The sequence below is a fragment of the Melioribacteraceae bacterium genome (assembly GCA_019638015.1).
Lineage (GTDB): Bacteria > Bacteroidota > Ignavibacteria > Ignavibacteriales > Melioribacteraceae > JAHBUP01.
Window position 1 is genome coordinate 1183469 of record JAHBUP010000001.1, and the last position, 26550, is coordinate 1210018.

Consider the following 26550-nt stretch of genomic DNA (forward strand, 5'->3'; position numbering starts at 1 on the left):
ATTAACCTCCTATCTGAATCAGAAGGTCGCCTTCCATAACAGAATCACCCTGTTTGACTTTAATTGAAGTGATTTTTCCTTCTTTATCTGCATTAACACTGTTTTCCATTTTCATTGCTTCAAGTGTTAATAATTTATCACCAATTTTTACAATATCTCCCTCTTTAACATGAATATCAAGGATAACCCCAGGCAAAGGAGATTTCACATATCCAACCCCTTTTGCTTCGGTGGGCTTTGAAGTTTTTTGTTCCGATTTTGCCATATCTGTTGACGGAGATACAACAGAACGAACCAATTTTGGCGTTTTTGTTTTTTGAATTTGTTTATCAACTTCAACTTGATATACGGTTCCGTTGACTTCAACTTCTACCATATTATCTTCTGTGTTCAATATCTCAACTGCGTATTGAGAGCCATTGATCGTAAACTTAAACTTTTTCATTATTTCATCCTCATCTTGGAAATTGTCTTATACCGTAGATTTTTGAACTCCACGGTGAGTAAGTTCTTGCTACTCTATTAATTGTAAGCACCATATTTTCTTGGTCATGAATCTCACTCATATACAAGTGAATTGCCATAGCAATTGCCGCGTTCACTTCGCCGGAAAGTTCTTCTTCATTTACCTTTATTTCTACCGTTTGACCTTCTCTCTTAATCGATCTCTTTAATTTTTGATTTAATAATTTAGTTATGTTAATGAATACTAAATAAAGTAACAGCAGAGAAAAAAATACAACTGCCATTCCAACAAAAGTAATCCCTATTCCTATTGGATCAACTTGTGTAAATTTCTCGGCGTTTTGATGCATCTTAGAACTGGTTACGGAATCAACTTGAGCAGTAACTTGAGCTATTATTGCTAAATTCATTTTTACCTCACAAAGGGATGTTTGAATGTTTCTTTGGAGGATTCACATCTTTCTTTGTTGCCAAAGATTGAAGTGCGCGAATTACTCTGAACCTTGTATTCCTTGGTTCAATAACATCATCAATATAACCATATTTTGCGGCTGTATATGGAGTAGCAAATTTGCGCTTGTATTCTTCTTCTTTTTCACTAATGAATTTTATTCTTTCCTGCTCATCTTTAATTTCACTAATCTCTTTATTGTGAAGAACCTCTATAGCTCCGCGAGGACCCATAACCGCAATTTCAGCCATCGGCCAGGCATAATTAATATCTCCGCGCAAATGTTTCGATCCCATTACATCGTAAGCCCCGCCATATGCTTTTCTTAATATAACCGTAATTTTTGGAACGGTTGCTTCCCCATAAGCAAATAATAGTTTAGCTCCATGCAGAATAATTCCACCATATTCTTGAGTAGTTCCGGGTAAAAATCCGGGAACATCGACTAGTGTTAATATCGGAATATTGAATGCATCACAGAATCTAACAAATCTTCCGGCTTTTCTAGATGCGTTAATATCCAGCACACCGGCCAAGTAATTTGGTTGATTGGCAACTATTCCAACTGAAACACCATTAAAACGTGCAAAACCAGTAATTATGTTTGGCGCGTAATGTCTCTGTATTTCTAAGAATTCATGATAATCTGTAATTGCGTGAATAACATCTTTAACATCATAAGGTTTATTTGGACTTTCAGGAATAATTTCGTTCAATGAATCTTCAAGTCTATCGATAGGATCATCACACATTGCAAGTGGCGGATCTTCTAAATTATTTTGTGGAAGATAGCTAAGTATTTTTCTTATAAGTAGAATACCTTCCTGTTCATCGTCAGCCACGAAATGAGTTACACCCGATTTTGATCCATGAACCATTGCACCGCCAAGCTCTTCTTCAGTTACAGTCTCACCGGTAACAGTTTTAACTACTTTTGGACCGGTAACAAACATATAGCTGGTGCCCTTAGTCATAATTGTAAAATCGGTTAGTGCAGGGGAGTAAACTGCACCGCCGGCGCAGGGTCCAAATATTGCCGAAATTTGTGGAATCACTCCGCTTGCCATAATATTTCTTTGAAATATTTCCGCATAACCGCCCAAACTTTTGACCCCTTCTTGTATTCTCGCACCGCCGCTATCATTTATACCTATAACTGGAGCACCGACTTTCATTGCCTTATCCATTACTTTGCAAATCTTTTGGGCATACATTTCTGATAAGGAACCACCGAAGACTGTAAAGTCCTGCGAAAAAACATAAACTAGCCGTCCATCAATTGTACCGTAACCTGTAACAACACCATCTGACAAATATGTTTGCTTATCTAATCCAAAATCTACAGTTCTATGCGATACGAACATATCGAATTCTTCAAAGCTGCCTTCATCGAGCAGCATATCTATACGTTCTCTTGCGGTATATTTTCCTTTTTGATGTTGCGACTCAATTCGTTTTTCACCGCCGCCTAGTCGCGCTTTTGCGCGCATATCCATTAACTCTTTGATCTTTCCACTGTGTGGCATTTAACCTCCGTAAAATAGTGTAGAGTGATGAGCTTGCCCGCCGCGGCGGGTAAAAGTATTGAGTTATAAACCTTTAGCAGTTTTGATGCTGCTGGTTAATATTCTTTCTAATTCATCACAGTCTTTAATTAAACTTTCGAATTCATTTTGATTTATTAATTCGGTCTCGAATAAAAGTTTTAACCAATATTCGGTTTCTCTGCATTCTTTTAAAGCAATTGTTAATTTATTGGCGAAATCATTTTTTGATGAAGCGCTTTGAGCTTCAGAAATATTAGCTCCGATTGATGTTCCGGATCTTAAAAGCTGTTTGTGAATTGGAATAAAAGTTAGATCATTTTTAAGAATGTACTTATAGAATTTTGTAATTCTAACAGAAAACTTAAATGCTTTCTGATATAAAATACTAGAATAATATTCCTGCTTCTCATTAATCAAACTAAAATACTCTTCACTCATCACTCTAAACTCTAAACTATTTTCCGCACAATTCCGTTAAAACGCCGCCTGTAAATTTTGGGTGAAGGAAACCGATATTTAATCCTTCGGCGCCTTTGCGGGGTTGTTTATCAATTAGTTGTATTCCTTTTGCTTCAACCTCTTTTAATGATTCGGCAAGATTATCAGTAGCAAATGCCAAATGATGAATTCCTTCCCCCTTCTTTTCAATAAACTTACCAATTGGTCCTTCGGGATCGGTAGATTCCAGCAATTCAATTTTAGTTTGTCCAACCATAAAAAAAGCGGTTTTAACTTTTTGATCTGCAACTTCCTCAACTGCGTAACATTTAAATCCAAGCACATTTTCATAATATTTAATTGATTCTTCCAAATTTTTTACCGCAATTCCGATATGTTCTATATGTGTAATATTCATTTTAAGCTCCTTAATTAATTTCTACACTCATCACTCAACACTCTAAACTATTTTTCAGATTACCACATTTTCCTTGTACTCACCAAAGACATCTCTCATAACATTACAGATTTCGCCAATGCCTGCATAAGCTTTAACGGCATCAAGAATAAAGGGCATCAAGTTAGCGTCCCCTTCTGCGGCAGTTTTAAGCGCGGCAAGTTTTTCTTTTACTACTTCATTATTTCTTTCAGAGCGAATTTTGTTAAGAAAAGCAATTTGTTCTTTTTGAACTTTTTCATCTATTCGTAAGAGTTCTCCTTTTGTTTCCTCTTTCTGAACAAACTTATTAACACCAACAACTACACTTTCTCCGCTTTCAAGTTGTTTATTGAATTGATATGCCGCTTTTTGAATTTCGAGTTGGACATAGCCGGCTTCAATCGCATTTGTAACGCCTCCCATAGCGTCAATTTTACTAATGTACTCTTCGGCTTCTTTTTCTATCTGATCAGTCAGAGCTTCAACGTAATAGGAGCCGGCGAGAGGATCTATAGTGTTTGCAACCCCGCTTTCATGAGCAACAATTTGTTGAGTGCGTAATGCAATTTTTACAGATTGTTCTGTAGGAAGAGCCAGCGCTTCATCACGTGAATTTGTGTGTAAGCTTTGAGTTCCACCAAGAACAGCGGCTAAAGTTTGAATGGTTACGCGTACTATATTATTATCAACTTGCTGAGCGGTTAATGTTGATCCGGCGGTTTGTGTATGAAAACGAAGCATCATCGATTTCTCTTTTTTAGCTCCGAATCTCTCTTTCATAATTTTAGCCCATAATCTTCTAGCGGCTCTATATTTAGCTACTTCTTCAAGAAGATCATTATGAGCATTAAAAAAGAATGATAATTGTCCCGCAAACTCATCGACATTTAATCCTGCGTCAATAGCGGCTTTTACATAGGCAATACCATCTGCAAGGGTAAATCCAACTTCCTGCGCCGCAGTTGAACCAGCTTCACGAATATGATAACCGGAAATTGAAATTGTATTCCACTTTGGTACTTCTTTTGCGCAGTATTCAAAAATATTTGTAATTAAACGCATCGAGGGTTTTGTGGGATAAATATATGTCCCGCGTGCTATATATTCCTTTAAGATATCGTTTTGAATTGTGCCGGTAATTTTATCCGGGGTGACACCTTGCTTTTCAGCTACGGCAATGTACATTGCGAGGAGAACAGAAGCCGGAGCGTTAATTGTCATTGAGGTAGAAACTTTATCTAATGGAATTTGATCGAATAATATTTCCATATCAGCAAGAGTATCAATAGCAACCCCAACTTTTCCAACTTCGCCAAGAGCCATAGGGTCATCGCTATCATATCCAATTTGGGTTGGGAGATCAAATGCTACCGATAATCCGCTTTGCCCTTGCGAAAGTAAATATCTGTATCGTTCATTAGATTCTTTAGCGGTTCCGAATCCGGCATATTGTCTCATTGTCCAGAATCTGCCCCGGTACATAGTTGGCTGAACTCCACGGGTAAATGGATATTGACCAGGAAATCCTAGATTTTTATTGTAATCAGAGTCAGTATCGTTTGGGATGTAAATCGGTTTTACGTTTGTGAATGATTGTGTCTTAAATTCTTTTAATCGTTCTGGAAATTTGGAAATGGATTTTTGGTAGATCGAACTATCCCAATTACTATAAGCCTCTTGAACTTTTGATTTAAGTGAATCTAAATCTTGCATAAAATATCCTTTATTTTGAATGAACCACTTAGTCAATAAATGTGCCCAAAGAAAATGGTGAAAATGATTCATATTTCAAATAAAAATGAATATTCGGTTAAAAAAGGGAATAAATGCTTCTCAATGTTTAGAATTAAGTTTTCTTTTATGGTAATAAAGAAAAAAAGTGAAATGATTGCTTGACAAAAGGGAACATAAACTTTATTTTTTGACCCACTTTTTGAATGTATTCCGCGGTAGCTCAATGGCAGAGCATGCGGCTGTTAACCGCAGGGTTGTAGGTTCGAGCCCTACCCGCGGAGCAAAACCCCGACTCTTAGTCGGGGTTTCTCGTTTTAAATAAAAGGGGCAATATGTTTTATGTTTATGCACTCTTCTCATCAAAGTTTAATAAGATTTATGTTGGTCAAACAATCGATTTAGATAAAAGACTTATTGAGCATAATTCAGGACTTTCCAACTATACAAAACGATTTATGCCATGGAAGATTATCTACACAGAAAAAGTTGAAACCCGCACTGATGCAATGAAGAGAGAAAAACAATTGAAGAGTCAAAAAGGAAGAGAGTTTATTTGGAATCTTATTAGAAAAGAAAATATTTCAGGGTTGTAGGTTCGATCCGTTAGCTAACGGACTACCCATGGAACAGAATTGTAAAGCCGCCTGGATGAATCGGGGATTTTATTGTCACATCTTAAAAACACTTCTCCACGATTATTTGTCAAATTAATATAAACGCAATGCAACTCCTCAATAGTAGTTTATTAGTTTCAATTACCCGGTTTGTTCAACTTGTCTGTAAAAAAGATTATATCTGTCGGCTTGACGACATTGAAAGATGAACCAATTTGTTATTACTGATAGTTAAAGTAAGAAAAAGAGGAAATATGAAATCTATAATTGTCATTGCCATTTTTATTGTGATATTCACAAGCTCTTCTTTCTATGCGCAATGCTCAGATGCCGGCGCTTGTTCTATTGATTCTCATTTGAATATGAATAATGATGATAAGCAGCCAAAATATTCTCTTGGATTTAATTACTCACTATCCGGAAGTGGAAAAACTGATGGATTTACATATAACCTTTTCAGATTAAATGGTGGAATTGCTCTGAATGAGACACATATTGTATCTGTCCAAATCCCCTTTTTAATACAGGACAACAGTATTACTAATAAATCAAGCAGTGGAGTGGGAGACGCCATTATCTCCTTAAAAAGCAATGTTTACTCAACAGTAAGCGAGAATATATCAGTTATAGGCGCATTAAAAGTTCCAACCTCTGCAATTGATAAAAAGAACTTTGGTTACCTAAATGGTTACGGCACTTTAGATTTTATTTCTGGTGTAGAATATAATTTCTCATCTATAAGTGCTTCGTTATTGTTTCAACTGCCTTTAAATAGTTATGAAGATGAAATGCAGAAGTTCAAACGGGGCGGTGATCTTGTGTTAAATCTTGAATATTGGCACTCTTTGGATAATTGGAATTTCAACGCTCTTTTGCTTGCAATAAAGAGGTTGTCTAAATCAGAAATTATGTTTGCAAGCAATCCAAGCAATTCATTTTTAACAATTCCAGATAGTGATTTCTTCCAGTTGAACATTGGAGTTGGAGCAGAATATAAGATTAGTGAAAAAATGTTTCTCTCTGTATCCGGCGCAATTCCGGTAATGAGAAGGGAAGATAATTCGGATGGTACAAAACGAGCATACTCCATACAAACCGGAATTAGATTTTTATTAAACTAAAAAAGGAATTATAATGAAACTACTTTTTGCTGTTTTAATTATTGCCACAGTTTTAAATGCGCAAGAAAAATTAGATCTAAAACTCAATAGCATTAACAATGAAGAGTTGCAATTAAAAACATTGTATTCAAACGGTCCACTTATCGTAAATTTTTGGGCTACATGGTGTCAGCCATGTAGGGCAGAAATCCCACATTTAAATAAACTTCTGCAAAAATATTCAGAAAGAGGATTAAGTATAATAGGCGTTAATCAGGATTCGCAAAAGAGTGTTGCAAAAGTAAAATCTTTTGTCTCGGCTCAAAAAATAGAATATCCTATAGTCCTTGATACTAATAACGAAATATTTAACAGACTTAACGGACAAGTACTGCCTTATTCACTTTTAATTAATAAAGAAGGAAAGGTTGTATTCAAGCACACTGGTTACAATGCAGGGGATGAAAGAAAACTCGAAGAAGAAATTCTTAAGCTCCTTGAGCAATGAAGCATAAATTTTATTACATAATAGTGCTTATCGTCTTATTGTCAGTAAAAGGACTCGCACAGGTTTCGTTTGATTTCTCAAACACAATGCGTTATGGAGATGGGGAACGTTCGCTAGGCAATTCAAAATCGCAATTCAAATATTTTGAAAATCTTGCTGATCTTCGATTAAATCTTCCATACAACATCTCGGTTGGCGCCCGTGCTTTGTACGATAATCCTCCCGAAACTGGTTTTGTATATAAAGGATTGAGGAGAAGATTTGTAGAGTTAGCTGAGGACAATTATCAGGTAAGGGTTGGAGATTTTTCACAGTTATATGGACGAGGCCTTGCTCTAAACTTATTTGAGAATAGAAGTTTAGGACATGATACCTGGATGGATGGATTAAAAGGCAAATTCTCTTTCAACAATTTCACAATTTCCGGGATTGCCGGCAAGCTAAACTTTAGAGACTCAATAGAATTTAAGAGAGAAGAAAATTATTCATTGTATGGAGGAGGTGTTGAATTTATTCCTATTAAAAATCTTAAAGTCGGACTAGCCTACATATCCGCTGAGGGTGAATTTCTATTAATACCCAAGAACATATCTGTGAAAGCGGAAATCCCATCCTTTTATTTTTCCTACAATTCAAAAAATATTTCTTTCTTACTGGACTACTCTTATAAGAATACAACCGGTATAACAGATAAAATAGATTCAGAAGGAAAAGGAGTGTATTCTTCTATAAGCTATTCTGAATCGGGTTTAGGAATTACATTGGATTATAAAAATTACAGTTACGATGAACGAGATCCATATGAGAGAAATGATTTTACTCGCCCAACGCGAATGCTGCCTTTTCAAAATCCTCCGATAGCCATCAAAGAGCATTCTTATACTTTACTGACAAGAGCAATTCATGAAGTGGATTTTAATGATGAACTGGGGTTTCAATTAGAAGCTTTCCTCACTCCATTTGAAAATTCATTCGTTAATCTTAATGCAAGTATATCAAGCAGACATTCGTGGTGGAAATTTTCTGCTGCTGATTTCCGATTCGTAAAAACAGATATGAAAAACCTTTTCCCAAGTTTTTCGAGTAAATATTCTCCATACTATGAATTATTCGCCGAATTTGAATACTCATTTCAAGAGCATACATCAATTAAAATTGCAGCAGCTAAACGTTCTAAAACATTTTATGATGAATTTTTTGATGGAAAGAATAATCATGTAATTCACTCTACTGTAATTCCATTACAGCTAAAACACTCAATTAATTCATGGCTGGCCTTTGAAACAGATTATCAAGTTGAATTTGTAAATGATAACTATAACACAGCTCAGCCGGAATTTAGTAATCATCTATTGAATTTGGTTACAATAATTTCGCAGAACATGACTTTAGGTTTTCGATATGAAATTTCAACTAATCTTCATGAAACATCCGGACGAAGAGTTTGGCCTTCAATTGAAGTTGGCTGGAGAATTAATCAGAACATTTCTACTGTTGTTTCTTACGGAAAAGACAGGGGAGGACAAATCTGTTCGAACGGAGTTTGTCGTTATATACTTCCGTTCGAAGGAGTTAGATTTTTATTGTTAACCAATTTTTAAGGAGGCATCAAGTGCAAATATATAGATTGCTTATAATTCTACTTGTTGCAACTTCAGTTGTAACTGGCGGAGGTAAAAAAGTATTAATTGAAGTGTTCACAAATTCTCATTGTGTAGTATGTCCATCAGCTCATTCAACAATTGATAACTACTTACAAAACGGACAAAACAAAAACAGCATTGTTTATCTATATTATCATATGCCGTTTCCTTATCCTGACGACAAATTAAACCAAGAAAATACAGCTGATCCTTCAGCTAGAAATGTATTTTATGGCTCATTTACTTCTACTCCAAGAGCGGTATTTGATGGACAAGTGCAAGCTAATAATTTTTCTTCTTGGGGAAGTTCTATTAATACACTTGCAACACAAACAAATATTGTTGATATAGAAATTAGCGGTACAGTACAATCGGGCCTAGCGAATGTTACTGCAAAATTAAAAAGTGGACCGACTTCTCCATCAGGAAACCTTGTTGTTCAATTTATTGTGGTAGAAAATGTAAACTACGCGGGAAGAAATGGAATTTCATTCCATAAAAATGTAATGAGGAAAATGTTCCCTGGCGCTAATGGTAAAGCTATTACATTAACAGCAAATCAAGAATTACAGATCACAGAATCAGTTGCACTAAATCAGCAATGGAATAATGCGCAGTTAGGTTTCATAGTTTTTGTTCAGAACGCACAATCCAAGGCAATTTTGAATGCTGAGTATGTTTCTTATAGTACTATGATTAGTACAAGTATTGGAACACCCAACACAATTCCAACCGAAACATCCTTAAATCAAAACTATCCAAATCCTTTTAATCCGGAGACAGTAATTAGTTATCGTCTTGCAAACTCAGGGCATGTAAAATTAAAAGTTTACGATTTACTTGGTAGAGAAGTGGCAATTCTTGTAAATGAAGTTAAATCAGCGGGCTCACATGAAGTAAAATTCAATTCAACGGTAAATAATCAATCATTACCAAGCGGTATTTATTATTATCAATTACAGACTGAAAATTTTATCGAAACAAGGAAAATGTTACTTGTTAAATAATTTTTTTTAAAATCAACCAATAATGCAAAACGCTCTTTGAATATGATTAGATGATACTTAATTTTATCCCGAATTAATTAGGGATGAAGTTATGTCTAAGTTATGGTTCTTGGAAAATGTAGATTTATTCCAAATTTTATGTCCTCATCTTTTTGCTGAATTTAAGGACAAGCATTCTTTTAAGAATTATAAAAAAAATGAATATGTCTATACTGAAGGGGATTCGGCTGATAAGATATTTTTAGTAGCAAGTGGCAAAGTGAGGATCGGCTATCGGAATGAAGAGGGTAAAGAAATTTTAAAAGCAATAATTGGAAAAGGTACAATATTTGGCGAATTAGCTTTTCTTGGTGAGGATCAAAGAAACGAATTTGCTCAAGTCGTGGATGATAATACAGTACTTTGTCCAATGTCTATTGATGATCTTAAATCAATGATGCTTCAAAATAAAGAGTTTTCTATTAAAATCTATAAGTTCATTAGCTTTAGAATAAAGAAAATAGAACGCCGGCTCGATTTAGTTTTATTTAAAGATGTTAAGACTCGTTTCTTAGAATTTCTCCGCGAGATGAAAGATGAATATGGAGTTAAAAGAGAAGATATTATAATTATAAAACATCCATATACCCAAAAAGATATTGCTGATCTTATTGGCGCATCACGCCAAACCGTTAACGAATTACTAAACGAATTGAATCAGGAAGGTAAAATTACGTTTAAGCGAGGTAAAATTTATTTACACTCATCGATTTAAAATATTCTGTTCTCATTTCACTCTATAAGAGTATATAATATTTATCTGAATTAATAAACTCAACATTTTAAAACAGTCAGTTTATTCATTTTATGAAAATTCTCATTCGATGACTAGGTTCTAAAAATTTTGAGCCAATTTGCTGGCGATTTCAACAATCTCACCTTTATAAATAATATTGGTTGTTAAATTGAGCAACACACATTTTTGCGTGGCGGTAAATGCGATTTTATTGTTAGTTATAATTTCTGCCTTAAGCACAATAATGCCATGTGGATTTTTGTCAATCCACACTTTTCCGACCGGCTTATCAAATAGAACAATTTGTTTTTTATACTTCATTTCAGTGTAAACAACAACTGGATAGTAATTCAATTTCAGAATCTCTTCTAAAGGACACACTTGTGAGAATAACGAGTTTCGTAGATCTTCGAGCCATCGTAAGTAAACTATATTGTTTACATGGTTAGCAACATCAATATCGTATGTGTTTACTTTAATTTCCAGTTCTACCGATAGAGGAGTTTCATTTTTAAAATATTGAATTGATTCATGTTTCATTTCTTTATACCATTCATGGTTAAGTTTAAGATGAGATTATTGTTGATTGCAATTAATTCATGATTATGTAGTAGTTGACCATTAAATAGAACATTAATTATAAAACGAATTAGTAGTTAGATATTTCTCTTATGTGGTTTATCATTATACCTGATTAAATTAAAAGGGAATAAGTAGTATTCGTTTAAAGATGATAATTACTATTCATTAAAATCCAAGTGAGTAAATAAAAAGCCCAATAGCTAACCCAAATACCAAATTGAATATTTTTATTTTTAGCGAATCTTTAATAGAATACGAAAGCATTGGCAGCATTCCATGTCCATCTTGAACAATTGAACTTGTAAATAAAACGGAGAAGGGTATTACCCCTTTCGCGAAAAGCATAACGAAAAGTAAATGGGGTCCCGATTCTGGTATAATTCCAATCAAAGCACTAAGAACTAAAATCCAAATCATATATTCAGAACCAATACTTTTGAGATCAATAAAAATCATTGAATATTCAACTAGCAACAAAGTGCCAAATGTCCAAAGAAATGTTTTTACTAAATGGCCTTTTATTATATGAGCCCAAATGTGTTCCTTCAAATAATGTCTGTATCCTTTTTCTTCGGAGTGAAACTGTTTGATCTCGCAATCAGTACATGTTTTAATATTAAATATTTTGACAAGGTAATCAGTAAGATATCCGACAGCGATTCCAAGAATAACAAGAATTATAAACATCATGATTGCCGTTTTGGGAAACATCGCCAACATTATAAACTGTTCATCTCCTGCTGTCGCAAACATTAAGCCGGTTAGGGCACCAAAGCTTATCATACCATGAATGTATAGTGATACTCCCGCAAAGGAGCCAAGACACCCTGGAGCCGCACCAAGAATGGATGCGAGAATATATTGTTTCCACTTTTTGCCCCCTTTAAGTAGTAACTCTAATTTGCCTTTTGTTCGTACATTGATAAGATCAACGGAGATCATCATCACTAGAACAAATATTGTAATCTTTAATGATTCAATAAAAACATTATAAAATAATTTCATAACAATTATCCACTGAAATAGATAATGTGTTTACTTGAGGAAGCAAGGCAGTTATAAAATCTCAAACTTATATCTCCACTATTTTACCCGCACCCACTTTAACATAGTTTTTACCAAATAAATTTTTGAAGTTACTTCGAGCAATCTCACCCGTGCAATGTGTCGGAGCAACTGTTAGAATATCCATATCATATATTTTTTGGGCGGTAGTATTAATTTCTTCATCACTTAGTTTGTGGAGATGAAATCCACCCAAAACCATATAAATTAATTCATCAGGAAATTCCACCTTCACCTTATTAATTATTTGTATTATTCCAGGATGTGCGCACCCTGTAATAACAATAAGCCCATTTGTAGAATTAATTATCAGCGACTGCTCCGGAATTACTCCGCTAATTTCACCTAGAGTAAAAACGTTGGCTGCAAATTGCGCAAAGTTATTAGAGGCAATTGGTTCCGCGCCAGAATTTTTAATAATATCAATTAAATCAACCGGAAAGGATTGGGGGTAATAGACTTTTACTTTGTTATTTATACCAAGAAAATCTTTTATTCCCCCCGTATGATCTTTATGCAGGTGGGATAAAAAAACAATTGTAACACTACTCGGGTCTATTCCTAGCAACTTCATATTTGCTAAAAGTATTTTCCCATTCCCGCCACTATCAAAGAGTATTGATTCTTCATCTGTCTCAATCAAACATGAAAAACCCAAATCGGTTTCTAATTTTTCGTTGAATTGGTTGTTATCATAAAGGACTGTCAGCTTTAATTTCGTTTTCATCACTAACTCTTTTTGTTAATTATTTGTCAAATTCTCTTTATCTAAAATTTTTAGATTATTATGGTAATAGCACTGCGGCAGTAATTACGGTAGTCCACAATCCTCTCTTTGCACCTTCTGCTGTTTGCGTAACGTTAAAAGTACGAACTATTTTTCCGGACATTTTAAAGACTTGTTCTCTTTCATTCCAATCAGTTTCAGAATCAAACTCGACACCAAGAGTTGTAGCTAACATTTGAGCGGCTAAATCTTCAGCATATTCGCCGGCTATTTTTTCCTTTACACCGAATGGATGATACTCGGAGAGATAGCCATACTGCTTTCCGTTAGCTGGAATTGCTACACCAATCGAAGCCGCGATTAAACGATTAGGTTCATTTGTTGAGTTACGTGCCATGACAGCAAATGTAATTTGGCCGGGACTGATTTCTTTTAATCCTACTTGCTTTGGAACAATTTTGCATCCGGGCGGAAAGATACTGCTAACCATTACAAGATTACAGATTTCAATACCGGCGTTTCTTAGCGCCGCTTCAAACGAACTTAAATACTCTTTGTGTCTCCCCACACCTTTTGTAAAAAATATTTTTGTTGGAACGTACAATTGAGATCTCCTTTTATTTAGATAAAAAAGTATTTATTGCATCCTTCAATATTATTGTTGACTTAAAGCCATCAACTATTTTTATTCCACCTCTCTTAAGGGATTCCTCAGCTTTATCTCCAACATGACCGGTGAGTAAAACTTCAGCACCTTTACTGATGATTAACTCGGCTGCTTTAGGCCCGGCACCGCTTTGCATTTGTTCGCCTAGATTTGATACAGCTTCAAACTTCATAGTATCAGAATCTACAATTATAAAGTATTGGCAGCGCCCAAATTGTTCACTTACCAGCGCATTCATTGATCCGCCTGTTGATGTTATTGCAATTTTCATTTAGTAATTCCTTTTAAATTATTTATTTGATTTGTAATATTTATCCAAATGTTCTCGACTTGCTTTCCAATCTCATGGTTGAATTCAATAATAGTTTTACCAAGCTGCAGTGAACTAACAAAATCATGATGAAAGGGAAGGTAGCCCAAAATATTAATTTTATTCTCATCAGCTATATTTTTGATAATTCCGGTTACTTCTAAATTCAAATCAAACTTATTTATGATAATACCATGCGCATATTTCATTGTCTTCAGCAGTTCGATTAGTCTTTTCAAATCATGTAATCCAGAAAGAGTTGGTTCAGTTACAATAACAACAAAGTCGGTACCGGAAAGACTGGCATTTACAGGACAACCGATTCCGGGCGGTCCATCAATAATTATCCACTCATTTGTTTCCGAAACATTATTGGATGCTGCCTTTTTTATTTCACTAACCAGTTTCCCAGAGTTACCTTCTCCCGGTAAAAGTTTTGCGTAAAAAAACTTGGATTTATCTACCAGTAAACCGGAATAAAAATCTCCCGACTTATGGTAATCGAATGAAATTGCTTGTTCGGGACAAACCCTCACACAGAATCCACAGCCTTCACAGCTGATCGTAACGACTTTATAATTTTTTATAGCCTCAAATCTGCAGACCTCCTCACATAATCCACACTCGCGGCAATTATCAGAATTTATAACAGCTTTTTTCCCGCCATAGAATTCATACCCCCCTTCTATTTGTGGTTTTAATAACAGAAATAAATTTGCGGCATCAACGTCGCAATCAACAACAATTTTGTTTTTTATCAATTTAGAAATAGAAGCGGTAAAAGTAGTTTTACCAGTTCCACCTTTACCGCTTAAAACAAGTACTTGAGAATAATTTTGAATTTTATTCACAGTTTAATTACTCTATTCTTTTATAATTGATTTAAGAACTTTTTCTTTATCTAATTTTTTAGAACAGAAGAACCAATCCTGGCAAACCAAATCATCTTTACCTTCCATTCTTTCTTTTGCGGCGCCGCAAGAACCGGCAGGAGAAATAATCACATCGTCACCAGGTTGCCAGTCAGCAGGAGTAGCAACTGAAAAGTTATCAGCGGTTTGAAGTGCAATAACTACTCGATACAGTTCATCAAAATTTCTGCCGAGGCTTAGTGGATAATAAATTATCGTTCTGATAATACCTTTAGGATCAATTACAAAAACCGCTCTTACTGCTTTTGTAGAACTTTCACCAGGCTGAATCATTCCATATTTTGTAGCAATTTCCATTGTGATGTCTTCAATTAAAGGGAAGTTAACTTCAACATTTTTCATCCCCTTATATTCAATTTTTTCTTTGATTGTTCTTAACCATGCGATGTGACTATATATTCCGTCTATTGATAAACCAACCAGCTTGCAATTGGCTTTTAAAAATTTATCCTCTAGATATGCGAATGTTATGAATTCGGAAGTACAAACCGGAGTAAAATCTGCGGGGTGGCTAAAAAGTATTACCCAACTACCGGCGTACTGTTCAGGAAAGTTGATATCACCTTGTGTTGTTACAGCTTTGAAGTCTGGCGCCTTTTCACCGATGCGAGGCATAGATTGAACTTGAGATCCCATATTGTTTTCCATTTCCTACTCCTTTTTAATTTAATTAGATATTGTTTTTTGTACTGCAACTATTGTGTGAATCTACTTCACAATGTTTTTGAATTCTTCATTCATTTTTGTTAAGAATATTGATGGCATTTCTCCATTTGAATAATCTACCGCGATCCCTTTATCGAACGGAATTTTCATCAAAATATTTATTCTCTGTTCATTTAAATAATTTTCAAGATCCGTGTAAGATTTTTCATATTTATTTATTACAACGCCATATGGAATTTTTAGAACTTGCAAAACTTCAATTGCGAGATTCAAATCATGCAATCCAAATGGACTGGATTCAGTGACGAGTATGCAAAAATCAGAATCTTTTACCGCCTCAACCATCGAACAAGAAGTTCCTGGAGGAGAATCAATAATATTCAATTTATCTGGTTGAATATTTTTTTTAACATCCTTAATCACCGGCGAAGCCGAAGCTTCACCCACATTTAATACCCCATCATAAAACTTTATATTGTTCCATGCAGAGAATCCTTCTCTAACTACTCCAATCTTTTTCTTTACTTCACTGATTGCTTTTTCGGGGCATAAATATTCACACGTACCACATGCATGACAGAGTTCATCGATAAGCAATATTTCCGAACCCAAATTAATTAATGCATGAAACTCACAAACTTGCGCACATTTACCGCAAGTATTGCATTTGGAATAATCAATCCTTGGAAGACTCTTTGTCGATGGAGCTTCCTTATGAAATTGAGGATGGAGTAGAATATGTCCGTTTGGTTCTTCTACATCACAATCGATGTAAACACTTCCGTGATTAACAAATGCTAGACTTGTCGCAATCGTAGTTTTACCTGTTCCTCCTTTGCCCGATGCGATAGATATTATCAATTCAATTCCTTAATGACAATTGTGACTATGATTATGATCATGTTTACATGCCTCGTAACCATTAAGTTTACCTTGTAAAAAACTAGTTATCGCTTCTTCAAAAAGAAGTCCCGGTGCTGTTATTATGTCAATTCCGAATGACAAAAAATTTGAAACTGCTTTTTGTCCCATTCCGCCTGCAATAATTGTATTTACATTGAATTGTTTTACATATCCAGGCAGCTGGCAAGCTCCGCTGTGTTCACCAACTAAGGGATTAAAAAATGTTTCGGTCTTGTGAATTTGATTTTGTTCATCTAGTTCGCAAACATAAAATTTTGAACATCTTCCAAAATGTTCCGCTACTCTTTCTTCAGCACCGCTTTCTTCAATTGCAACAGCTATTCTTTGATTCATATTTCTTCCTATATATTTTTAATTAATGTCGTTTACCGTGTCTCTCTCTATTCCTACCTGAGAAATGCTTCTTATTTATAAAATCTATTTGCTCTATTTTTTCTTCCTTAACTAAGTGGATAGCTTTGTGGGCATTTCCGTCTTTGTAATGATAAACTTTTATGTTAGCCGATGTAAAAAACCTATAAGGATTTATACCAATCTTTTTAACTATTACAGCATCAACGTTTTTTTCAATAAGAAATCTTACTGATTGTATCCCTACTCCACCCAATTCGTTTGCGAACGGGTTAGAAATAATTTCTTCCGAATCATCTTCTGTATTGTGAATCAAGAAGAATTTACTTCTTCCAAAAATTTCAGAAATAGGAGATGATTTTTCTGGTTTCTCTATCGCAACGGCTATTTTTCCTGCTATGCGTGATTTCGACTCATTCAACATTTATTATTTCTTTCCAAATCCTCTTCCGCGACCTCTTCCTTGGCCTTTTCCTGCTCCTCCGCCGCCGCGAGGTTTTCCACCGTGCCCAAGTCCCGATACTACATTTGCGCTATCAGTTGCTTTTTCTGTTGTTTTATCAGGTTGATTTTTTTGAGTACTCGAACAGCGCCCTTTCCCTCTTCCGGTCATTGCGCCTTGTCCTTGTGGACCAGTTCCATTTAAGTTTGGCATAGTGTCTCCTCTTTTATGAATTTTAATTGTTCAATCATATGAAAGTCTTATATCTTTGTTTGTTAGTATTGGTTCAATAATTTCTTTCAATTTTTTAGATCCCCATGTTTTTAATTCGGAATGTGTAAGAAAATATTTTTCCGGAATCGGGTGAGTACCAACTACCACGTTCATCCCATATTTTGATTCTATAAACTTTTTAAAGTGATCGATGTATGGGCAAGGAGGGTAACCCACAACCATTCCGGTTGCAAAGTGAATAACTTCAGCGCCATTCTTCTTTAATTCCTCAGGTGCGTATTCAATATTGCCGCCGGGGCAGCCACCGCAAGTGGTGTAACCGATAAGTTCAACATCATTTTCTTTATAAATATCAAACGCACCAACTCTTTCTTTTATAGATCTAAAACACTTACCCCCCGCACAGCTTTTGTATCTGTCGCAAATTATAATTCCAATTTTAATTTTATCTTTCATGAAAATTATCCCATCTTATTTAGCTATTAATTCAACTTGATAATGCTGTTCAATTGAATTTGCTATTGATTTAAACACATTTGTCACTTCACAATTAGGTTTTTCAAGAACGATTGGTTTACCGTTATCGCCCAGAATGCGCGCATCAATATCAATTGGGATAGAGCCGAGAAAAGGTAAATTATATTTTTTGGCCAGTTTTTCACCACCGCCAACCCCAAATATTTCAACCACCGCATTACAACGAGGGCATATAAATCCCGCCATATTCTCTATTATACCTATAAATGGAATTTCTAATTTTTTCGCCATATCTATCGCACGTTCGGCGTCGATAACCGAGACTTCCTGCGGAGTAGTTACAATAACTGCGTAATCGGGTTTCATCTGCTGCGCTATTGTTAAAATTTCATCACCGGTTCCGGGAGGTAAATCAGCAATCAGATAATCAAGCTCGCCCCATTCAACATCGGCAAGAAACTGGTTAATTACTTTTGAGCGCATGGGCCCACGCCAAATCAATGCTTGTCCGTCTTTTAATAAACTTGCCATCGAAATCATTTTAGCTCCATATTTTTCAAACGGAATCATTTTAGAATCTAGTATAATTAACTCATTATCGATCCCTAGCATTTTAGGAACATTTGGACCGGTAATATCCGCATCAAGAATACCGGTTGAATAGCCCTCTGTTTGTAAAGCATAAGCAAGGTTCACACTAACAGTAGTTTTACCAACACCCCCTTTGCCACTAAAGACTGCGATACGGTGTTTTATCTTTGCTACATTTTCTACTATTCTTTTTTCTTCTTCTTCAAGTGCTTTTTGTTTTTCTTGATTGTCCATTAGTTACCCTTATGTATTATGTTAATTTATATACTATGCTACCCACTGATCTGTTCATGCAAATTCTTATTTCAATTTTTAACACATTTACCCTACTAAGTCTTTCTTAAAACTAAATTGTTAAACCGCTACCAGCCGTCTGATAAGTATTGTCAATTGCATAAAATATTTCTCTGTTGTGAATGACTTTTTTAACAGTTCGGCTTAGAAGCAAATTTTGCAGAACTTGTTGATCTTTTTCGTTTTTTAAGAACTGATTAACCGCGTCAACTCTGACCGGATGGAGAGCTAGCAAACCTAACAACTCATTTTCAAAATCATCAGTCGCGAAAAATTCTTCAGTCTCGGGACAACATAACATTGTTGATTTTTTAATTTTACTTTTAATCAATTTCGATAATTGTTGTAGAGTTTCGGCCTCAGGACATTCTGCATAGCTTTCTGCCGGAGGATATCGTGGCGTCATAAAATATGATTGATCGTATTTTAGTGTGCTGAAGAATTGATATAGCTGTTCAATTTCTTCAGCGTTATCATTAATGTTTTTAATCAGCATTGTCTCGGTGGTAAGTATTCCCTGATAATAATTTGAGAACCGTTTAATTCCTTCAAGTATCTTGTTGTAATCTAATCTGCGGTGTGGTCTATTTAACCTTAACCAGGTTCCCTCGTTCACTGTATCTATTTTGAGGGAGACATAATCGGCATACATTAGATTTTCCTGGATGTTATCTTTCCACAACAGGGAAGAATTTGTGAAAACAGCAATCTTGTAGCCGAATTCACGAAGAAGTAAAATTTCTGACGGAAGATTTGCATCAAGAGTCGGAGCCCCGCTTCCTGCAAAAACTATGTAGTCAATTTTTTCCCCATGTTCTTCCAATTCCGACAATTTTTTTCTAACTGACAAATGAAGTTCGTAAGGGGATAAGCAATTTGTTGAACAAATGGAGCAACATGATGTATCTCCTGATGGACAATAGATGCAGTTGTATGAGCAGGTTTTTGATTTTAAATTGTTTATTCCAAGGACGGAGCCTAATCTTCTTGATCTGACAGGTCCAAATACCACATGACATTTCAATGATTTGTTAGAGAGTATGCCACTTTCCAATTTTACGCAAATTGACTCAACTCGCTCTTTAAACCAAGATTTCACTCCATCCTTCATGATCAGAAAACTCCTTGCAAAATTTAGCTATGCTGTAATATTACCATAATCGTTCCAATCAAATAGTTCGATTATTGCGCTAATTGTTATTTTCTGATGCGCAATGCTTTGCATATTTGCTATGATGATTGCAAGGATATTGCATGAATGCAACTATCTGTCTATTTTGCATACAAGTTTTGAGGTAAGCAATGAGCGAAGTACAAAAGATTATAGATAAAAATAAAGAAGCGGTTATCATTCCGGATGGAATTGCGGTAATCGGCAAAGATTTAAAATTAATTGTTTTTAATGAAGCCGCTTCTCGAATCACATTTTATGAAGAAGATGAAATTATTGGTCTTGATTGCACTATTCTTTTCTCTGAATGTTTGCATGAGCTAAAATTTGTTTCAGAATCATTAATGAATAATCGCACGTTTACAAATCTGGCAATTAACATTACCGACAAAAGAGGAAATGTTAAAAATGTACTCGCATCAATTACTCCTATAACAAAAGATGACTCCGTCTTGAGTGTGGTTTTTGTCTTTCGTGATACTAAAGAGATGCTTTCCTTATCCGATGAACTAGAGGAGAGAACATCGGAACTTATTGATCAAAAGAACAAATTGGATGCAATCTTTAACAGCAATATTGAGGGAACGTTTACAATCGATAATGATTGGAATGTTACTTCATTTAATAATTCGGCGGAAAAGATTACTGGATATAAAAAATCCGAAGCTGTAGGTAAAAAATGCTGGGATATATTTAATTCCTCTTTATGCCGGAATGGTTGTCATATGGAACAGACCATTCGAAAAGGAAAACCAATGATTGGAAACGAACTCGAAATTCTGCATAAAGGAGGTAAGAAAATTCCAATCCGCCTGAATTCCGGAATTCTGATTAATAATAGAAAAGAAAATATTGGAGCGGTTGAAACATTTATTGATATATCGGAAATCAGAAATTTATCTGAGCATCTAAATGAATTTTTTAAGTATGAAAATATAGTTGGTAGAAATAAAGAGATCACCCAAATATTCTCGGTGCTTGAAAGCGTGGCACAAACCGATTCATCGGTTTTAATTACCGGAGAGAGTGGAACCGGTAAAGAGTTGGCCGCAAGGGCAATTCATTTAAATAGTTCAAGGAGAACAGGCCCCTTTATTGCCGTTAATTGCAGCGCGTTCGTTGAATCACTAATTGAAAGTGAATTATTTGGACATGAAAAGGGAGCTTTTACCGGAGCAATTAAAACAAAGATTGGACGGTTCGAATTGGCACAAGGGGGAACTTTATTTTTGGATGAGATTGGTGATCTATCTATTGCCGTTCAAACAAAATTATTAAGGGTTCTAGAGACTCGTGAGTTTGAACGAGTGGGTGGAAATAAATCTATTAAAATGGAAACAAGAATAATAGCCGCGACCAACAAGAATTTTAATGAAGAAATTTCAGCGGGTAGATTTCGAGAAGATCTCTTTTATAGAATAAATGTGATTAATATTCATTTGCCACCTCTTAGAGAAAGAATGGATGATCTTCCACTACTCGTAAATCATTTTATTCAAAGTTTTAACAAAAAATTCAATAAGAATATTAAACAGTTTTCATCCAATGCTTATGATATTTTAATGGAATACGATTGGGCGGGAAATATTCGGGAATTGGAAAATGTTATTGAGCATTGTTTTGTATTATGCAATAGTGACATAATTCAAGTTGAGTGTCTTCCAAAAAGATTAAGAGAAGCTGAAAGAAATAAGATTTCTAGGAAAAATGCCGATCCTCCAACAGGATTTTCCGAAGTCGAAAAAGGATTTATAATTTCAGTATTAGAAAAAAATAATTGGAATAGAACAAACGCGGCTAAGGAATTAAAGATCGACACATCAACGTTGTGGCGAAAAATGAAAAAATTCAAAATTCTACGATAAACTAAAAAGAAAGATTTGTTGAATTTTCTTTCATTAATCTCTTATTAAAATTAAAAAGGATGAGCTGAGCCGGAAATGAAAATTCTAAAATGAATTTTTATTTATTCAGAGATGTTATTAATTGCAAAAAATAGATAAGATAAAAGGTAAGTAGTATGAACAGAAGAGACTTCATTAAAATTAGTTCGCTGGCGGGAAGCGCCCTCGCAATTTCACCCATGCCGCTATTTATGGCTGATAATGTAAATAAAAAGTATGCTAACGATATTGTAACTCTTGGGAAAACGGGTATCAAAGTTTCACGATTAGCAATGGGAACCGGTACCCACGGAATTAACAGAACTTCAAATCAATCGAGAAAGCTTGGAGTTAAAGGACTGGCAGATTTGCTGAATATTGCATTTGATAAAGGAATAAATTTCTGGGATTCCGCTGATCAGTATGGAACTCATCCACACTTAAAAGAAGCGTTAAAAAATATTCAACGAGATAAAGTAGTAATATTATCAAAAACCCATGCAACAACCGAAAAGGAAATGAGAGATGATCTTGACCGTTTTCGTAAAGAAATTGGAACAGACTACATTGATATAATTCTTCTACATTTTATGACCGATCCTAAATGGCCGGAAAAGAAAAAGGGTGCTATGGAAATTTTGGCTAAAGCTCGTGAGGAAGGTATAATTCGAGCTCATGGAGTTTCCTGCCACTCACTTGGAGCATTGGAAGCCGCAGCAAATTCGGATTGGGTACAGATTGATCTTGCCCGTATAAATCCATTTGGTGCTTCAATGGATGCCGATGTACCGACGGTGGAAAAAATTCTTAAAAGAATGCATGCTGATGGAAAAGGTATTGTTGGTATGAAAATTTTTGGCGGAGGACAATTAGTTAATAAAGTTGATGAGTGTTTGAAATATGTACTAAAACAAGATTTTGTTGATGCTTTTACAATCGGGCAGGAGAATCAAGCTCAACTTGAAGATTTATTGGTAAGAATTCCGGCGGTAAGCATATCTAAAAATTAATAATGAATATTTACAAGAACTATTTTTATTGATGATTATAGTTTAGAATACTTTCTGCCATACCCTCAAAAACAAAATGATGAAAGGGAAGAACTGAATACCAATACAATCTTCCTAATAAACCCCGTGGACGAAAAGTAGCCGTCTGTTTGAGATATTTATTTTCATCTTCTTTATCTATTTTGAATTCGAGCCAGGCTTCACCCGGCAGTTTCATTTCAGCATAAAGCAGAAGCCGTTTATTATTTTTATCGGCTACAAGTACACGCCAAAAATCGAGTGTATCGCCAGCATAAATTTCCGATTTATTTGTTCTTCCTCTTCGTAATCCCACCCCGCCAAATATTTTGTCAATAAAACCTCTTAAAACCCAGAGCCAATTTGAATAGTACCAACCCCGCTCACCACCAATTGCCCAAATATTCTCTAAAACTTTTTCATCATCATTTTTAATCTTTTTTTTCCTCTTGTCAATAAAACAACCATTCGTAGGTATGTTAATATTTTCGAGAAGTGAATTGCCGGAGTAACTTGAGATCAATGAATCTTTCCAGCTGGAAATAACATTATTCTGTTCTATTTTTTGAAATGCCAATTGAACAGCATCTTTATAAGTTAGTGGATTAATGTTCAGGATTTTTTCGAGATCATTATTTTTTGCGATCACTTCAATTTTCATACTATTAACTAGATTAACAGCCAATTTATATGAAGTTGATGTAACAAAATAGAGCCAGTAAGATGATAGGCGCGGCGTCATTACCGGTACTGTTGTAATAAATCTTTTTAATCCTCTCACTTCTGCAAATTGTAACAGCATTTCTTTATATGAAAGAATATCAGATCCGCCTATATCATAAGATTTATTATACAACTCGGGTTTTAATAAAACTCCGGTTAAGTACTCGAGCACATTTCTAATTGCAATTGGTTGATGTTTTGTGTTCAACCATTTCGGGGTTATCATAATTGGCAATTTTTCTACGAGATCTCTAATAATCTCAAATGAAGCACTTCCCGAACCAACAATTATTCCGGCTTTCAATGTAGTCAGTGGTATTTTACTTTTACCTAAAATTTCTTCAACTCTTTTTCTTGATGCCAAATGTTTAGAAAGTTTTTGTTCGTTCGACATCCCCCCAAGGTATATAATTTGTTTTATTGAGCTACCTTCCACAAGTTTTAGAAAATTATTAGCGGAGAGTTCTTCCAATTTCTCAAAATCAGTGAGGTTAGAACTCATTGAGTGAATAAGATAATATGCGGCATCAATATCATGTAAAATTTCAGGAGAAGAATTTTCTTTCAGAAAATCTATTTCATATAAAATTATTCTCGAGTTTTTATAAACTCCTTCAGGTGGGAAACGTTTTTTATCCCTAACACAGCAAACAACTTCATGCCCTTGTTCCAAAAGCAGAGGAAGTAATCTTTTCCCAATATAGCCGTTAGCACCGGTCAACAAAATTTTCATAACTATTATCTCAAAGTCTCACAAATAATTTTATAAAGAATAATATAATGAAGCACCGGGCCCAACTGGCAATCCAAACGCAAACCATACAATAAAAAGTAAAGTCCATATTATAAAGAAAACAATAGTGTAAGGCAGCATAACTGAAATAAGTGTTCCTATACCTGCATTTTTATCATACTTATTTATAAAAGTAATAATAAGCGCGAAGTAAGACATCATTGGAGAAATTATATTTGTAACACTATCGCCAACTCTGTATGCGGCTTGCACCAGCTCAGGTGAATAACCCAATAACATAAACATTGGAATAAAGATTGGGGCCATAATTGCCCATTTAGCTGATGCGCTTCCAATAAAAAGATTAATAATGGCAGTCATTATTATAAACATTATCATCAATGGAATTGGACCTAGTCCCGAGTATTTTAATAATTGAGCTCCCTCAACTGCTAAAATCTGACCGAGATTAGTCCAGTTAAAAAACGCAACAAATTGTGCGGCAAAAAATACAAGAACAATATAGGAACCCAGAGTTTCCATTGATTTATTCATTCCTTTAATCACATCATTATCGGACTTAATTGTTTTTGCGCCAATTCCATAGGCCAATCCTGCCACTAATCCACCAAGGAAAATAAACGCAACTATCCCGCTTAAGAATGGGGATTTAAGAATACTTCCGGTTTTGGGATCTCTCAAGAAACCATTTTCTGGAATGATTCCAATTAAAATAATACCAAGGAATATTGTAACGGCGATTCCGGCATACACTAATCCGGTTTTTTCATTCATTGATAATTCTTTTATCTCTTCAACTTCAGTCGTTCCCTGGTAGCTGCCTAATCTTGGAATTACAATTTTCTCGGTTATCCATGTTCCTGCCGCCGCAATAAAAAAAGTTGAAACAAAAAGAAAGTAATAATTTGCTGCTGCGTTAACTTCATAAGCTGGATTTATTATGTGTGCTGCTTCCTGAGTTAAACCTGCAAGGAGGGGATCAATTGTTCCAAGAAGAAGATTAGCACTGTACCCGCCGGAGACTCCAGCAAATGCCGCGGCTAATCCGGCAATTGGATTTCGCCCGACTGCTAAAAATATCATCGCTGAAAGGGGAACTAGCAATACATATCCAATTTCACTTGCTGTGTTGGACATGATGCCGGAAAATACAATTACAAACGTTAGTAATTTTTTAGGGGCTTTAATAACCAGCAAACGCAATGATGTTCCTATCAATCCGCTGTGTTCTGCAACAGCAATTCCTAATAGTGAAACAAGCACAGTCCCTAGTGGTGCAAACGCGGTAAAATTGGTGATTAAATTTGCAATTATTTTGTGAAGTCCTTCAATCGAGAGAAGACTTATAGGTCTTATCACTTTATCAGAGCCGGGGAGTGTTACCGAAATATTAAACTGGGAAACAAACCAGGAAAGTATGATTACGCCAAAAGCGAAAAGTGCAAATAATGTTGTGGGATTTGGTAATTTATTTCCAACTTTCTCAATCGCTGCTAATGATTTTTCTATCAAACTCTTTGAGTTTGCCATTCTTCCTCTCTATTTGTGAATTATCTTAATAACATATTTTTTCCCTAAACTATTCCCAATTAAATACCTTTTTTCACTTTTATTTAGCAAAATCTACTCAATTCACTGATGAATTAAATGAAGTAAACTATTTCGACGAAATAATAGTTAGCTAATCTATCTTTTCAAAAGGAGTCAAATATGAATAAGACTCAGAGGTACATTGTAAGTGGCTTTATTGTAACCGTAATAGTTTTATTAATAATTTGGATTTCTGCTGGTTCTGAAATCTTTACTAAAACTCAAGTTTTAGTTGAAAGGAAGGATGAACTTTTTGGCTGGACCGAAAAAGTATGGGAGGATAAATTTATTTGGGGACTTGATCTAACCTTAATTTTGGCTTTTTGTAGTGCTATCATCACCGGATCATTATTTTTTCTTTTTAGAACCAAAAAACGATGAACTATCTTATTATCAAGAATGTTTCTATCTTATATAA

At 35.0% G+C, this 26550-nt stretch carries 31 protein-coding genes and 1 tRNA gene; 10 read left to right on the forward strand and 22 right to left on the reverse strand.

Translation table 11 applies throughout. The features are described 5' to 3' along the window. Nucleotide 1: 1 nt before the first annotated feature. From KF816_04650 to KF816_04675, 6 genes are all read right to left on the reverse strand, one after another. Nucleotides 2-445 (reverse strand): biotin/lipoyl-binding protein, encoded by a 444-nt coding sequence (locus KF816_04650; GenBank protein ID MBX3007303.1) that lies wholly within the window; start codon nucleotides 443-445, stop codon nucleotides 2-4. A 10-nt stretch (nucleotides 446-455) separates the two neighbouring features. After that, nucleotides 456-875 (reverse strand): OadG family protein, encoded by a 420-nt coding sequence (locus KF816_04655; protein MBX3007304.1) that lies wholly within the window; start codon nucleotides 873-875, stop codon nucleotides 456-458. 7 nt (nucleotides 876-882) lie between these two features. Continuing rightward, entirely contained in the window at nucleotides 883-2442 is a 1560-nt protein-coding gene (locus KF816_04660; GenBank protein ID MBX3007305.1) for an acyl-CoA carboxylase subunit beta, read from the reverse strand. Nucleotides 2443-2505: 63 nt separating this feature from the next. After that, nucleotides 2506-2901, reverse strand: a complete 396-nt coding sequence (locus KF816_04665) for a four helix bundle protein (protein MBX3007306.1) — start codon at nucleotides 2899-2901, stop codon at nucleotides 2506-2508. A 16-nt stretch (nucleotides 2902-2917) separates the two neighbouring features. Beyond that, nucleotides 2918-3319: a methylmalonyl-CoA epimerase gene (mce, locus tag KF816_04670; protein ID MBX3007307.1), complete on the reverse strand. Its 402-nt coding sequence runs from the start codon at nucleotides 3317-3319 to the stop codon at nucleotides 2918-2920. A 54-nt stretch (nucleotides 3320-3373) separates the two neighbouring features. Then, nucleotides 3374-5053 carry a methylmalonyl-CoA mutase family protein gene (locus KF816_04675; protein ID MBX3007308.1) on the reverse strand — a complete coding sequence of 560 codons (1680 nt, stop codon included), beginning with the start codon at nucleotides 5051-5053 and terminating at the stop codon, nucleotides 3374-3376. Nucleotides 5054-5283: 230 nt separating this feature from the next. On the opposite strand from KF816_04675, the gene KF816_04680 reads away from it, so the two are divergent. The 7 genes from KF816_04680 (at nucleotide 5284) to KF816_04710 (ending at nucleotide 10700) form a co-directional block, all read left to right on the forward strand. Then, nucleotides 5284-5355, forward strand: a tRNA-Asn gene (locus KF816_04680). A 51-nt stretch (nucleotides 5356-5406) separates the two neighbouring features. Continuing rightward, on the forward strand, nucleotides 5407-5667 hold the full coding sequence (locus KF816_04685; protein MBX3007309.1) for a GIY-YIG nuclease family protein: 261 nt from the start codon (nucleotides 5407-5409) through the stop codon (nucleotides 5665-5667). Nucleotides 5668-5942: 275 nt separating this feature from the next. Continuing rightward, entirely contained in the window at nucleotides 5943-6809 is an 867-nt protein-coding gene (locus tag KF816_04690) for a hypothetical protein (protein MBX3007310.1), read from the forward strand. A 13-nt stretch (nucleotides 6810-6822) separates the two neighbouring features. Then, on the forward strand, nucleotides 6823-7296 hold the full coding sequence (locus KF816_04695) for a TlpA family protein disulfide reductase (protein ID MBX3007311.1): 474 nt from the start codon (nucleotides 6823-6825) through the stop codon (nucleotides 7294-7296). Next, nucleotides 7293-8897, forward strand: a complete 1605-nt coding sequence (locus KF816_04700) for a hypothetical protein (protein ID MBX3007312.1) — start codon at nucleotides 7293-7295, stop codon at nucleotides 8895-8897. Before KF816_04695 ends, KF816_04700 begins: the two co-directional genes overlap by 4 nt. 11 nt (nucleotides 8898-8908) lie before the next feature. After that, nucleotides 8909-9946: an Omp28-related outer membrane protein gene (locus KF816_04705; protein MBX3007313.1), complete on the forward strand. Its 1038-nt coding sequence runs from the start codon at nucleotides 8909-8911 to the stop codon at nucleotides 9944-9946. Nucleotides 9947-10037: 91 nt separating this feature from the next. After that, complete coding sequence (locus KF816_04710) at nucleotides 10038-10700, forward strand: Crp/Fnr family transcriptional regulator (GenBank protein MBX3007314.1); 663 nt, start codon at nucleotides 10038-10040, stop codon at nucleotides 10698-10700. Nucleotides 10701-10820: 120 nt separating this feature from the next. Here the strand turns inward: KF816_04710 and KF816_04715 are convergent, their stop codons facing one another. The 14 genes from KF816_04715 to KF816_04780 form a co-directional block, all read right to left on the reverse strand. Continuing rightward, nucleotides 10821-11261 carry a thioesterase family protein gene (locus tag KF816_04715; GenBank protein ID MBX3007315.1) on the reverse strand — a complete coding sequence of 147 codons (441 nt, stop codon included), beginning with the start codon at nucleotides 11259-11261 and terminating at the stop codon, nucleotides 10821-10823. A 207-nt stretch (nucleotides 11262-11468) separates the two neighbouring features. Then, entirely contained in the window at nucleotides 11469-12308 is an 840-nt protein-coding gene (locus KF816_04720; GenBank protein ID MBX3007316.1) for an arsenic efflux protein, read from the reverse strand. A 67-nt stretch (nucleotides 12309-12375) separates the two neighbouring features. Beyond that, the gene (locus KF816_04725; protein MBX3007317.1) at nucleotides 12376-13095 is read right to left on the reverse strand and encodes an MBL fold metallo-hydrolase; all 720 of its coding nucleotides are present in this window, start codon (nucleotides 13093-13095) and stop codon (nucleotides 12376-12378) included. A gap of 58 nt (nucleotides 13096-13153) precedes the next feature. After that, the gene (locus tag KF816_04730) at nucleotides 13154-13699 is read right to left on the reverse strand and encodes an arginine decarboxylase, pyruvoyl-dependent (GenBank protein MBX3007318.1); all 546 of its coding nucleotides are present in this window, start codon (nucleotides 13697-13699) and stop codon (nucleotides 13154-13156) included. A gap of 13 nt (nucleotides 13700-13712) precedes the next feature. Beyond that, complete coding sequence (locus KF816_04735; GenBank protein MBX3007319.1) at nucleotides 13713-14033, reverse strand: NifB/NifX family molybdenum-iron cluster-binding protein; 321 nt, start codon at nucleotides 14031-14033, stop codon at nucleotides 13713-13715. Continuing rightward, entirely contained in the window at nucleotides 14030-14923 is an 894-nt protein-coding gene (locus KF816_04740; protein ID MBX3007320.1) for an ATP-binding protein, read from the reverse strand. Before KF816_04740 ends, KF816_04735 begins: the two co-directional genes overlap by 4 nt. A gap of 12 nt (nucleotides 14924-14935) precedes the next feature. Then, on the reverse strand, nucleotides 14936-15652 hold the full coding sequence (locus KF816_04745) for a peroxiredoxin (GenBank protein ID MBX3007321.1): 717 nt from the start codon (nucleotides 15650-15652) through the stop codon (nucleotides 14936-14938). 60 nt (nucleotides 15653-15712) lie between these two features. After that, complete coding sequence (locus KF816_04750) at nucleotides 15713-16531, reverse strand: ATP-binding protein (protein MBX3007322.1); 819 nt, start codon at nucleotides 16529-16531, stop codon at nucleotides 15713-15715. 9 nt (nucleotides 16532-16540) lie between these two features. Further along, the gene (locus KF816_04755) at nucleotides 16541-16927 is read right to left on the reverse strand and encodes a NifB/NifX family molybdenum-iron cluster-binding protein (GenBank protein MBX3007323.1); all 387 of its coding nucleotides are present in this window, start codon (nucleotides 16925-16927) and stop codon (nucleotides 16541-16543) included. A 22-nt stretch (nucleotides 16928-16949) separates the two neighbouring features. Continuing rightward, complete coding sequence (locus KF816_04760; GenBank protein MBX3007324.1) at nucleotides 16950-17369, reverse strand: NifB/NifX family molybdenum-iron cluster-binding protein; 420 nt, start codon at nucleotides 17367-17369, stop codon at nucleotides 16950-16952. 3 nt (nucleotides 17370-17372) lie between these two features. Further along, nucleotides 17373-17600 carry a DUF5320 domain-containing protein gene (locus KF816_04765; GenBank protein MBX3007325.1) on the reverse strand — a complete coding sequence of 76 codons (228 nt, stop codon included), beginning with the start codon at nucleotides 17598-17600 and terminating at the stop codon, nucleotides 17373-17375. A 30-nt stretch (nucleotides 17601-17630) separates the two neighbouring features. Continuing rightward, complete coding sequence (locus tag KF816_04770; protein ID MBX3007326.1) at nucleotides 17631-18077, reverse strand: CGGC domain-containing protein; 447 nt, start codon at nucleotides 18075-18077, stop codon at nucleotides 17631-17633. Between the two features lie 15 nt (nucleotides 18078-18092). Next, nucleotides 18093-18923: an Mrp/NBP35 family ATP-binding protein gene (locus KF816_04775; protein MBX3007327.1), complete on the reverse strand. Its 831-nt coding sequence runs from the start codon at nucleotides 18921-18923 to the stop codon at nucleotides 18093-18095. Between the two features lie 112 nt (nucleotides 18924-19035). Next, nucleotides 19036-20094, reverse strand: coding sequence for a radical SAM protein (locus KF816_04780; GenBank protein ID MBX3007328.1), 1059 nt, complete (start codon nucleotides 20092-20094; stop codon nucleotides 19036-19038). Nucleotides 20095-20285: 191 nt separating this feature from the next. Here KF816_04780 and KF816_04785 point away from each other — a divergent pair, with 191 nt between their 5' ends. Next, complete coding sequence (locus KF816_04785) at nucleotides 20286-22019, forward strand: sigma 54-interacting transcriptional regulator (GenBank protein MBX3007329.1); 1734 nt, start codon at nucleotides 20286-20288, stop codon at nucleotides 22017-22019. A 155-nt stretch (nucleotides 22020-22174) separates the two neighbouring features. Further along, nucleotides 22175-23047, forward strand: coding sequence for an aldo/keto reductase (locus KF816_04790; GenBank protein ID MBX3007330.1), 873 nt, complete (start codon nucleotides 22175-22177; stop codon nucleotides 23045-23047). A gap of 25 nt (nucleotides 23048-23072) precedes the next feature. Here KF816_04790 and KF816_04795 read toward each other — a convergent pair whose 3' ends face one another. Together KF816_04795 and KF816_04800 are read right to left on the reverse strand one after the other, a co-directional pair. Next, complete coding sequence (locus KF816_04795; protein MBX3007331.1) at nucleotides 23073-24521, reverse strand: SDR family oxidoreductase; 1449 nt, start codon at nucleotides 24519-24521, stop codon at nucleotides 23073-23075. 30 nt (nucleotides 24522-24551) lie between these two features. After that, nucleotides 24552-26072, reverse strand: a complete 1521-nt coding sequence (locus KF816_04800; GenBank protein MBX3007332.1) for an AbgT family transporter — start codon at nucleotides 26070-26072, stop codon at nucleotides 24552-24554. Nucleotides 26073-26252: 180 nt separating this feature from the next. On the opposite strand from KF816_04800, the gene KF816_04805 reads away from it, so the two are divergent. After that, nucleotides 26253-26513 carry a hypothetical protein gene (locus KF816_04805; protein MBX3007333.1) on the forward strand — a complete coding sequence of 87 codons (261 nt, stop codon included), beginning with the start codon at nucleotides 26253-26255 and terminating at the stop codon, nucleotides 26511-26513. Nucleotides 26514-26550 lie beyond the last annotated feature (37 nt).

Bases quoted from the DNA above. Each gene is read 5' to 3' on its own strand.
- KF816_04650 (MBX3007303.1), bottom strand. From the start codon at position 445: ATGAAAAAGTTTAAGTTTACGATCAATGGCTCTCAATACGCAGTTGAG.
- KF816_04655 (MBX3007304.1), bottom strand. From the start codon at position 875: ATGAATTTAGCAATAATAGCTCAAGTTACTGCTCAAGTTGATTCCGTA.
- KF816_04660 (MBX3007305.1), bottom strand. From the start codon at position 2,442: ATGCCACACAGTGGAAAGATCAAAGAGTTAATGGATATGCGCGCAAAA.
- KF816_04665 (MBX3007306.1), bottom strand. From the start codon at position 2,901: ATGAGTGAAGAGTATTTTAGTTTGATTAATGAGAAGCAGGAATATTAT.
- mce (MBX3007307.1), bottom strand. From the start codon at position 3,319: ATGAATATTACACATATAGAACATATCGGAATTGCGGTAAAAAATTTG.
- KF816_04675 (MBX3007308.1), bottom strand. From the start codon at position 5,053: ATGCAAGATTTAGATTCACTTAAATCAAAAGTTCAAGAGGCTTATAGT.
- KF816_04685 (MBX3007309.1), top strand. From the start codon at position 5,407: ATGTTTTATGTTTATGCACTCTTCTCATCAAAGTTTAATAAGATTTAT.
- KF816_04690 (MBX3007310.1), top strand. From the start codon at position 5,943: ATGAAATCTATAATTGTCATTGCCATTTTTATTGTGATATTCACAAGC.
- KF816_04695 (MBX3007311.1), top strand. From the start codon at position 6,823: ATGAAACTACTTTTTGCTGTTTTAATTATTGCCACAGTTTTAAATGCG.
- KF816_04700 (MBX3007312.1), top strand. From the start codon at position 7,293: ATGAAGCATAAATTTTATTACATAATAGTGCTTATCGTCTTATTGTCA.
- KF816_04710 (MBX3007314.1), top strand. From the start codon at position 10,038: ATGTCTAAGTTATGGTTCTTGGAAAATGTAGATTTATTCCAAATTTTA.
- KF816_04715 (MBX3007315.1), bottom strand. From the start codon at position 11,261: ATGAAACATGAATCAATTCAATATTTTAAAAATGAAACTCCTCTATCG.
- KF816_04720 (MBX3007316.1), bottom strand. From the start codon at position 12,308: ATGAAATTATTTTATAATGTTTTTATTGAATCATTAAAGATTACAATA.
- KF816_04725 (MBX3007317.1), bottom strand. From the start codon at position 13,095: ATGAAAACGAAATTAAAGCTGACAGTCCTTTATGATAACAACCAATTC.
- KF816_04735 (MBX3007319.1), bottom strand. From the start codon at position 14,033: ATGAAAATTGCAATAACATCAACAGGCGGATCAATGAATGCGCTGGTA.
- KF816_04745 (MBX3007321.1), bottom strand. From the start codon at position 15,652: ATGGAAAACAATATGGGATCTCAAGTTCAATCTATGCCTCGCATCGGT.
- KF816_04755 (MBX3007323.1), bottom strand. From the start codon at position 16,927: ATGAATCAAAGAATAGCTGTTGCAATTGAAGAAAGCGGTGCTGAAGAA.
- KF816_04760 (MBX3007324.1), bottom strand. From the start codon at position 17,369: ATGTTGAATGAGTCGAAATCACGCATAGCAGGAAAAATAGCCGTTGCG.
- KF816_04765 (MBX3007325.1), bottom strand. From the start codon at position 17,600: ATGCCAAACTTAAATGGAACTGGTCCACAAGGACAAGGCGCAATGACC.
- KF816_04770 (MBX3007326.1), bottom strand. From the start codon at position 18,077: ATGAAAGATAAAATTAAAATTGGAATTATAATTTGCGACAGATACAAA.
- KF816_04775 (MBX3007327.1), bottom strand. From the start codon at position 18,923: ATGGACAATCAAGAAAAACAAAAAGCACTTGAAGAAGAAGAAAAAAGA.
- KF816_04780 (MBX3007328.1), bottom strand. From the start codon at position 20,094: ATGAAGGATGGAGTGAAATCTTGGTTTAAAGAGCGAGTTGAGTCAATT.
- KF816_04785 (MBX3007329.1), top strand. From the start codon at position 20,286: ATGAGCGAAGTACAAAAGATTATAGATAAAAATAAAGAAGCGGTTATC.
- KF816_04790 (MBX3007330.1), top strand. From the start codon at position 22,175: ATGAACAGAAGAGACTTCATTAAAATTAGTTCGCTGGCGGGAAGCGCC.
- KF816_04795 (MBX3007331.1), bottom strand. From the start codon at position 24,521: ATGAAAATTTTGTTGACCGGTGCTAACGGCTATATTGGGAAAAGATTA.
- KF816_04800 (MBX3007332.1), bottom strand. From the start codon at position 26,072: ATGGCAAACTCAAAGAGTTTGATAGAAAAATCATTAGCAGCGATTGAG.
- KF816_04805 (MBX3007333.1), top strand. From the start codon at position 26,253: ATGAATAAGACTCAGAGGTACATTGTAAGTGGCTTTATTGTAACCGTA.